The 8,706-nt window shown below is 44.9% G+C and carries 8 protein-coding genes; 2 read left to right on the forward strand and 6 right to left on the reverse strand.

Annotation, left to right across the window (positions count from 1 at the left end; genetic code table 11):
- The first annotated feature begins 77 nt into the window (after positions 1-77).
- Both CDZ87_RS12700 and CDZ87_RS12705 read left to right on the forward strand, forming a co-directional pair.
- Entirely contained in the window at positions 78-449 is a 372-nt protein-coding gene (locus tag CDZ87_RS12700) for a cystatin domain-containing protein (RefSeq protein ID WP_100753874.1), read from the forward strand.
- Between the two features lie 95 nt (positions 450-544).
- Entirely contained in the window at positions 545-973 is a 429-nt protein-coding gene (locus tag CDZ87_RS12705; RefSeq protein WP_038176761.1) for a DUF3010 family protein, read from the forward strand.
- A 73-nt stretch (positions 974-1,046) separates the two neighbouring features.
- Here CDZ87_RS12705 and choV read toward each other — a convergent pair whose 3' ends face one another.
- Genes choV through betI form a run of 6 tightly spaced genes read right to left on the reverse strand, consistent with a single transcriptional unit; the run spans position 1,047 to position 7,892 of the window.
- Positions 1,047-2,231 (reverse strand): choline ABC transporter ATP-binding protein, encoded by a 1,185-nt coding sequence (gene choV / locus CDZ87_RS12710; protein WP_100753882.1) that lies wholly within the window; start codon positions 2,229-2,231, stop codon positions 1,047-1,049.
- A gap of 2 nt (positions 2,232-2,233) precedes the next feature.
- Positions 2,234-3,076 carry a choline ABC transporter permease subunit gene (gene choW / locus CDZ87_RS12715; RefSeq protein WP_038176764.1) on the reverse strand — a complete coding sequence of 281 codons (843 nt, stop codon included), beginning with the start codon at positions 3,074-3,076 and terminating at the stop codon, positions 2,234-2,236.
- Positions 3,077-3,130: 54 nt separating this feature from the next.
- Positions 3,131-4,069, reverse strand: coding sequence for a choline ABC transporter substrate-binding protein (locus tag CDZ87_RS12720; protein ID WP_100753875.1), 939 nt, complete (start codon positions 4,067-4,069; stop codon positions 3,131-3,133).
- Between the two features lie 31 nt (positions 4,070-4,100).
- The gene (gene betA, locus CDZ87_RS12725; RefSeq protein ID WP_100753876.1) at positions 4,101-5,801 is read right to left on the reverse strand and encodes a choline dehydrogenase; all 1,701 of its coding nucleotides are present in this window, start codon (positions 5,799-5,801) and stop codon (positions 4,101-4,103) included.
- Between the two features lie 22 nt (positions 5,802-5,823).
- On the reverse strand, positions 5,824-7,278 hold the full coding sequence (betB, locus tag CDZ87_RS12730) for a betaine-aldehyde dehydrogenase (protein ID WP_100753877.1): 1,455 nt from the start codon (positions 7,276-7,278) through the stop codon (positions 5,824-5,826).
- A 17-nt stretch (positions 7,279-7,295) separates the two neighbouring features.
- Positions 7,296-7,892 carry a transcriptional regulator BetI gene (gene betI, locus CDZ87_RS12735; RefSeq protein ID WP_100753878.1) on the reverse strand — a complete coding sequence of 199 codons (597 nt, stop codon included), beginning with the start codon at positions 7,890-7,892 and terminating at the stop codon, positions 7,296-7,298.
- Positions 7,893-8,706 lie beyond the last annotated feature (814 nt).

Raw genomic sequence — 8,706 nt, forward strand, 5'->3', positions numbered from 1 at the left:
GATCGAACTATACTCTAAAAATAAACCTGCTTCGGCACCATTTTCGCTGTCCGTCATTTTTATTTAGAAGGTAAACGATGAAAATCTCTATACTCAGCTCGTTGTTGGCGGCCCTCGCGCTAATGGGATGCAGTCAGACTTCTCAATCCCCTATCCAAGAGCCTTCCCCTAACCCTCTATGTACCTCTAAATCTATACCTGGGGGATGGAGTGATACCGACATCACGCCTGATGTCCAAGCTGCCGTCAATGCCCTCATGTCACATATGGGCAGTCATTCAGAATTACAAAGTGTCGACAAGGTCCGCACACAGGTAGTCAGTGGCATCAACTATGCAATTGAATATCGTCTGAAGAATGGCGAAGTTTGGCATGCTGTTGTTTATCGGAATCTGCGAAATGACTACATGGTCGACCATATAGCGACGCCTGGCCCACTGTGTCCATAAGAAAATGACCTTTGTTTGAATGAAAAAGGCATAATTAGGTCGCTTCATTGCATTTGGCCGATATAATAAGGGTTCAATAATAAATAGGTTTAAGCATGAAAATTTGTGGTGTAGAACTAAAAGCAAACGACGCAATTATTTGTCTTCTTTCTCATTCAGACAGTGTGGTTCATCTGCCTGACTGCCGCGTATCGAAATTAACCATCGGCAATGCGAATGACACACAAGAAATCCGTAAGTTTCAGTTCTCTTTCGCCAAGCTGGTCGAAGATTATCAGATCGAAAAAGTGGTGATTCGTCAGCGTCAAACCAAAGGAAAATTTGCCGGTGGTGCCGTGGGTTTTAAACTTGAAGCCGCGATTCAACTTATTGAAGGCCTGAATGTTGAAGTCGTCTCTCCGACAGAGATTAAAGAGAGCTTAAAGCGAAATCCACTCGCCATCGCATTTAAAGAGACTGGCCTTAAGCAATATCAAGAACAAGCATTTGCGACGGCTTACGCGTGTGTAATGAAACGAGGGTAACCGCTGTTAATCAAACGCTTAATGATACAAAAAGCCCAGTATTGATTGCTGGGCTTTTTGTTATCCGTTCACGTTATGCTACGCGTTGGTCTTTAAAATTACCTAACAAGGCATCGTACAATTCATTATCGGTGAGCACACCCACCAGCTGGTTATCTTCAACCAATAAAATAGGTTGATTACTGCGTTGTTTTAACTCAATTGCTTCACGCATCCCAATTTCAGGGCTTGCTTGAACCACGCTGGATTCACTGACTTGCGCCATTTCAAATGTATCATCACTCCAATCGAGTAACGTTTTATCTGAGTCAACTAAAGCAACACCATTGATTTGCTGTTTTACCCATAAATCGTCACGTGAACAAATTTGCCATTGGTCATCTCGGCTGATGAGATGTTCGCGCATTTGCATCAACGAGCGTCCTTTCAACACGTTCAATGGATTAGTGTGTGCGACAAAGTCTTTGACATATTCTGTTTCTGGCGCGAGTACGATTTGCTCTGGTTTACCATGTTGAATAAGCTTACCAGACTCCATAATCGCGATATTATTACCAATCTTGAGCGCTTCGTCTAAGTCGTGGCTAACAAATAAAATCGTCTTATTGAGCTTTTTCTGCAATAGAATCAGCTCATCTTGTAATTGAGCACGAATCAAGGGGTCAAGCGCTGAAAAAGGTTCATCCATCAATAAGATATCGGTATCCATAGCAAAAGCACGAGCAAGACCAACTCGTTGCTGCATTCCCCCTGAAAGTTCATGAGGATGTTTGGTTTCCCACTCAGCTAATCCGACCATTTCAAGCTGCTGTCGCGCTTTTTCACGACGTTTAGCCTTCGGCACGCCCTGCATTTCTAAACCAAAAGCAACATTATCTAGCACAGTCAACCATGGCATCAAAGCGAACTTCTGAAAGACCATCGATACACGATGGGTTCTCAGGTGACGCAGTGTGCCTTCATCACAATCGGCCAAATTGACACTTTGCTCGCCATCTTTAATCTCTAAGCTACCGCGAGAGATTGAATTAAGACCATTGACGGCACGTAATAAGCTCGATTTACCCGAACCAGATAAACCCATTAGCACACAGATTTCACCCTCTTTGACTGTCATTGAAACATTATCAACGCCGACAACTTGGCCAGTTTGATCAATAATTTCTTGGCGACTTTTGCCTTGATCAAGCAGATCGAGCGCCTGTTTTTGCTTGTTACCAAAAACCACGTCAAGATTGTTAATTGTAATTGCATCCATCATTAAGCCTCTTTCTGGTTTGGTGTTTTGCATAAGCGGTCAAGAATAATGGCAACCAAAACAATGGCGAGGCCAGCTTCAAAACCTTGTGAAATATTCACCGTGTTAAGTGCACGTACCACAGGTTTACCCAGTCCGTCGGCTCCAACCAATGCCGCGATCACCACCATTGATAGTGACAACATAATACATTGAGTTACGCCCGCCATAATGCTTGGCATCGCCGCCGGAAGCTCAACTTTGAATAGCAACTTTCTACGGCTAGCACCAAACGCTTTGCCCGCTTCGATCAACTCTTCCGGTACTTTGGTCATACCTAAGTAAGTAAGACGAATTGGCGCTGCAATCGCAAATATGATGGTTGAAATTAACCCCGGTACGATACCTAAACCAAACAAGACTAAGGTCGGGATAAGGTAAACAAAGGTTGGCACGGTTTGCATCAAGTCGAGTATTGGTCTCAACAAGGTATATAACCACGCGCGGTGCGCTGCCATGATCCCTAGAGGTACGCCAATTAATACGGAAATCGTTGTCGCTGCAAATACAAGAACAAAGGTTTCCAGCATCTCCTGCCAATAACCAATATTGAGAATGGTCAGCAATGCGCCAACAATAAACAGCACCAAAGGAATACTTCTATGCAAATACCAAGCAATCGCCGCCGTTAAAATAATTGGTGCGGCAGGTGGCATCCACTTAAACACATCGACAACAAAAAGAATCACAGTTTCAAGAAAGATAGAGACAGCATCGAAAAAGCCTGCGCCGTTAAGCGTCAGCCAATCCACCACGGTTTCCATCCATTCACCCACAGGGATTTTGTTATTAGTAATAAAATTCACAATAAGACCTTTCTTTGATCGGTGAGGTGCGAATAACACCTCACCGCAATTAGATTACGCGTTTGATTTAATGTAGTTATTTACGGCTGTGGCTGCGTCACCACCTTCGAGTGTTTTCAGCCCCTCAAGCCAAGCTTGCACTTGTTTTGGGTTCTCTTTCAGCCATTTTTGCGCCGCTTTCGACGGCTTGACGTTCTGGTTTAAGATCTGTTCCATTAACTGGTTTTCCATCTCTAAGCTGAACGTTAAATTCTTAAGCAGCTGACCTACGTTCTGGCACTGCGCAAGGTAACCTTGACGTACGTTTGTGTAGACACTAGCCCCACCGTAATTTGGACCGAAGAAGTCATCACCACCGGCTAAGTATTCCATTTCAACATTGCTGTTCATTGGGTGTGGAGCCCAACCAAGGTACACGATCCATTGATTGCGACGCACCGCTCGTGATACCTGTGAAACCATACCCGCTTCACTAGACTCCACGAGGTTAAAATCTTTAAGACCAAACGCATCACTATCTATCATCGATTGGATCAAGCGGTTACCATCATTGCCCGGTTCAATGCCATAAATACGGTCTTTAAAATTGTCGGCATACTTGGCAAGGTCGGCAAAATCTTTTACACCTGCGTCATAAACAAACTTAGGTACAGCCAGTGTATATTTTGCACCTTCAAGGTTGGCGCGTACGGTTTCGACGGTGCCTGCTTCTCGGTATTTAGCGATGTCCCCTTCCATCGTTGGCATCCAGTTGCCAAGGAAGATATCGATATCACCGTTTGCCATTGAAGAATAAGTCACTGGTACTGAAAGTAAGTCAGTTTTGGTTTTATAACCCATACCTTTGAGCAACTCGCTAGTCACTGCCGTCGTTGCAGTAATGTCGGTCCAACCAACATCGGCAAAACGAACGGTTTCACACTGGTTCGCATACGCATTAAAAGCGAATGCACTGACTGCGAGGGTAGTCATTGTTTTTGTCATCATAGACATAGTAATTTCCTTGTAATGATTGCTGACTAATTTACTTGGCTGTTTCAACAGCCCTTTTTGGCGTTTTCATTCTTTGGTGTTGCTGCCAACCTGGTGCAATCCAGATGGGCTGCTGCTGTTCTTTTAATAGACGTTTACCTAAGATCATGTCTGCGGCACGTTCGGCCACCATAATGGTTGGCGCATTAAGGTTGCCATTAGGAATGGTGGGGAAAACAGACGAATCGACCACGCGCAACGATTCGATACCGCGCACTCGGCACTGCTCATCGAGTACCGCCATTGGATCGTTATCTGCGCCCATTTTGCAGCTACACGATGGATGGTACGCGCTTTCGACATTACTCTTCACCCAAGCATCAATATCGTTGTCTGACGTAACCTCACCACCGGGTTGAATCTCTTCTCCACGATATTTGTCTAACGCAGGCTGTTCGAGAATTTCGCGAGTTAAACGAATACAGTCACGCCAATCTTGCTTATCTTGTTCGGTTGAAATGTAATTGAACTCAATTTGAGGGTGCACGTGCGGATCGGCCGAAACAATTTGCACACTGCCACGACTCTCGGGTTTATTTGGCCCAACATGCACTTGAAAACCATGGCCATCAAAAGCAGTACGGCCATCGTAGCGCATCGCAGCTGGTAAGAAGTGATACTGAATATTTGGCCACTTCAGCCCTTGACGAGAACGAATAAATCCACACGATTCAAAATGGTTGGTTGCCCCAAGTCCTTTGCGTGTCAAAATCCATTCGGTACCAATTTTAGCTTTGCTGACAAGACCCAATTTGCTGTTGAGGCTGATGGGCTCTTTACAGTGATATTGAAAATACACTTCGAGGTGGTCTTGAAGATTCTGACCGACACCAGGCAGATCAAGCACGGTTTCAACGCCCGCTTGATCAAGTACCGCTTTAGGGCCAATACCTGATAGCTGGAGCAGTTGCGGCGAACCAATCGAACCGGCGCTCGAAATAACCTCTTTTGACGCCGAAACGCGTTGCACTTTGCCCGACTTTTCGAACTCAAGACCTGTGGCCTTATTGCCTTCAATAAGGAACTTACGCGCCACAACGCCTTTAATTAACGTTAAGTTTGAACGTTTCAGAGCACGCCTTAAGTAAGCGTTAGAGGTAGAAGCACGCACGCCTTTATCTACCGTCATGTGCATCGCACCAAACCCTTCTTGCTGATAACCGTTATAGTCATCTGTTTCTGGGTAGCCTGCCTCAACGCCTGCATCAATGAACGCACGATAAAGTGGATTGAGCTGCATATCATTGCCAGCACATGTTCCTAGTGGCCCGGCGCCACCACGGTAGTCATCTTCACCACCAATCCAAGACTCGGCGCGTTTAAAATAAGGTAAACACGCTTGGTAGTTCCAACCATTTGCCCCTTGTTGTTGCCATTCATCGAAATCGCACGCATGGCCACGAACGTAGACCATGCCATTGATCGATGAACTGCCGCCGAGCACTTTTCCACGCGGACAATGAAGCTGGCGTCCGTCTAAACCTTGCTCCTGCGTGGTCTCAAATTGCCACGCATAACGGTCACTGTTCATCGGATATGAAAGCGCTGTCGGCATTTGAATAAAGATGCTTTTATCGGTGCCGCCTGCCTCAAGTAATAGCACTTGATGCTGACCACTTTCGGTTAAGCGATCCGCCAATACACAGCCAGCCGATCCCGCACCGACGATAATATAATCGTAGTGTTGTTGCATTGTGTCTCTCCGAATTTTGTCGCTAGGCGTAAGGGCTTTCGAAGCCACCCAGTTCGATTAATACACTCTTGGTTTGAGTGTAACTGCGCAGTGTCTCGGGGCCGTTCTCTCGGCCAATGCCTGAATGTTTGTAACCACCAACAGGCATTTCTGCAGGAGAGTCTCCCCAAGTATTGACCCAGCAGATCCCCGCTTGCATTTGATGAATTACGCGGTGGGCACGGCTTAAGTCTTGGGTAAATAGCCCTGCGGCAAGTCCGTAATCGGTGTCATTCGCACGAGCAATCACTTCGTCTTCATCGCTGAACTTGAGCACCGACATCACAGGACCGAAGATTTCATTTTGAACATGTGCCATGCTGTCGTCGCAATCAACAAACACGGTTGGCACAACAAAGTTGCCATTTTCTAGGCCGTTTTCGGTAACTTGATAGCCACCAGTGAGCAACGTGGCACCACTTGCTTTCGCTGTATCAATGGCGGATAACACTTTGCTAAGATGCTCTTTGGAAATGAGCGCACCAATTTGTGTCTCAAGATCCATAGGATCGCCGACCACTAGTTTTTCTGTACGAGTTTTGAGCTGGGCAACAAAGTCATCATAAATTGATTGATGAACAAATACGCGCGTACCATGAGTACACACTTCACCTTGAGTGTAAAAATTGGCAACCATCGCCGCTGAAACCGCATCGTCCAGTTTGGCATCACCAAATACGATCATCGGTGATTTACCACCAAGCTCCATCGTTACCTGTTTGAGTGTTTTGGCACTATCCGCCATCACTAATTTGCCAGTGCCCGATTCGCCCGTGAACGATACTTTGGCAATATCAGGGTGCGCCGTTAGCATTTGACCAACACGATGATCGCCTTGCAGTACATTAAACACGCCATCAGGCACACCAGCTTGCTGAAACACTTCTGCCAGTTTTAATGCTGTTAATGGTGTCTCTTCTGACGGTTTGAAGATCATTGCGTTACCCGCAGCTAGCGCTGGCGCTGACTTCCACATAGCAATTTGAATTGGGTAGTTCCACGCACCAATACCAGCGCAAATGCCTAAAGCCTCACGACGAGTGTAGAAAAACTGACTGTCTCCCATCGGTTGCTGTTCACCTTGCATCGCTGGCACAAGTCCGGCGTAATATTCAATGACGTCGGCACCGGTGGCAATATCAACCTCGAGTGCTTCTTGTAAAGGCTTACCCGTATCGGCGACCTCAAGTTTTGCTAATTCATTATTACGCTCACGCAAAATCGCGACCGCTTTGAGTAAAATGCGACTGCGTTCAATGGGCGCCATCGCTGACCAAACAGCAAAGCCACGCTTTGCAGCTTCAATCGCTCGCGACATATCATCATCGCTAGCTTGGCCTATCGTTGCTAGCGGTTCACCGTTAGCTGGATTGTATGTGATAAAGCTTTGATTAGATGTGGCGTGACAAAACTGCCCATCAATAAATAGTGATTTCATATTGAGTCTGACTTTGGTTATTTTTGTGAATAAAAGGTAAGTTGCTTGTCGAGATAATCATTGATGATCAGTCGTGCTTTATTTGCATCTATGCCTTGTGGGTTAAGCGTGCCACGTAGCCAAATACCATCAATCAATGCTGCGATACCGTGGACGATAATCTCAGCCTGTTGTTTATCGAAGAGCGCTTTTAGTTCAATTTTGAGGTGCGAAATCAAGCGTTTTTCATTGACTCGTTGTAATCGCTTTAGTTCTTGGTCATGCACTGAATAAGACCAAAATGCTAGCCATGTCTTGGCGACTTTATTCTCGGCTTGGAAACCGACAAAGTTACCTTCAACAATCGCATTAATTCGTTGTTGATGAGCATCAGCAGGAAGAGCGCGTAGCTTATCCGTCACGGTTTGAGATAACTGACGCAGAATTTCACGCATCGTTTCCTCAAGCAAACCATGTTTACCACCAAAATAATGGTTGATGATTCCCGTCGAAACTCCCGCCTCTTTGGCAATTAAGGCAATACTTGCACACGGCAAGCCAACTCTGTCTATCACTGACATCGTCGCGTTTACCAGCTGTGGTTTTCGGATACTTGGCATCCCAACCTTAGGCATTTTTGCTACTCCTCAATTTTTAATTGAACGATTAGTTAAATATAAAATGCCTGAAAATCATTTAGAACTCAAATGATTTTTTTAATTTGTAGCACGTTTACTACAAAGCCACACTAGAAATAGCATTCGACTCTAATTAAATGCCGTTCTTAATGAAACTCTATAAAGTTAAGCTGAAAGATCACACAAAATTCAATAAACCATTCTAAAACATGAATTTAAATGCAATTTTATCATTTGGAAAAAGTTAAAATTCAGGCTAAAAACCGGAAAATCATTAACACTGGTTACATTACCACAACCAACACCAAATGATTTACTTCGCTCTCTAATTTACTTAGAAACCAAATCATCCAAACTAAAACTTAGACTTCTATTGGATTTCATCAAAGTTAGACCAGTCCATATACGGAAATGGCTAAAACCATAAAGCTAGCTATTATTATGAAATACGAAGATTTCGTTTCACGCGGTTAGCTCCCTAGCAAAACCAGATCGACAATATCAAACTTCCGTTTAGCTCCTTCTGGACAAAAAGCACACCACTGCAACGCCTAGACTCAAAACTGGCGTCTTGAATGTATTGTTCGTACGTATCTTAATTTGTGATGTTATGCAGGGATCGTTTAGCATTTTCTACGCCAACCCCGCTTTTTTAGAAGTTTGATCAACACCAAGAGCAGGGCGACCGCATGAGTGTCTATATTTTCACCACATGACTAAAACCAGCGCTTAATACGGCCTCTAGCATGGTTGTGTTCATCATGCATCGCTTTTGTTTACCGACAATGCTTAGCTTAGTTGGCTCTGCTCG

Origin of the sequence: Vibrio salilacus, from assembly GCF_002811245.1 — a bacterium.
Lineage (GTDB): Bacteria > Pseudomonadota > Gammaproteobacteria > Enterobacterales > Vibrionaceae > Vibrio > Vibrio salilacus.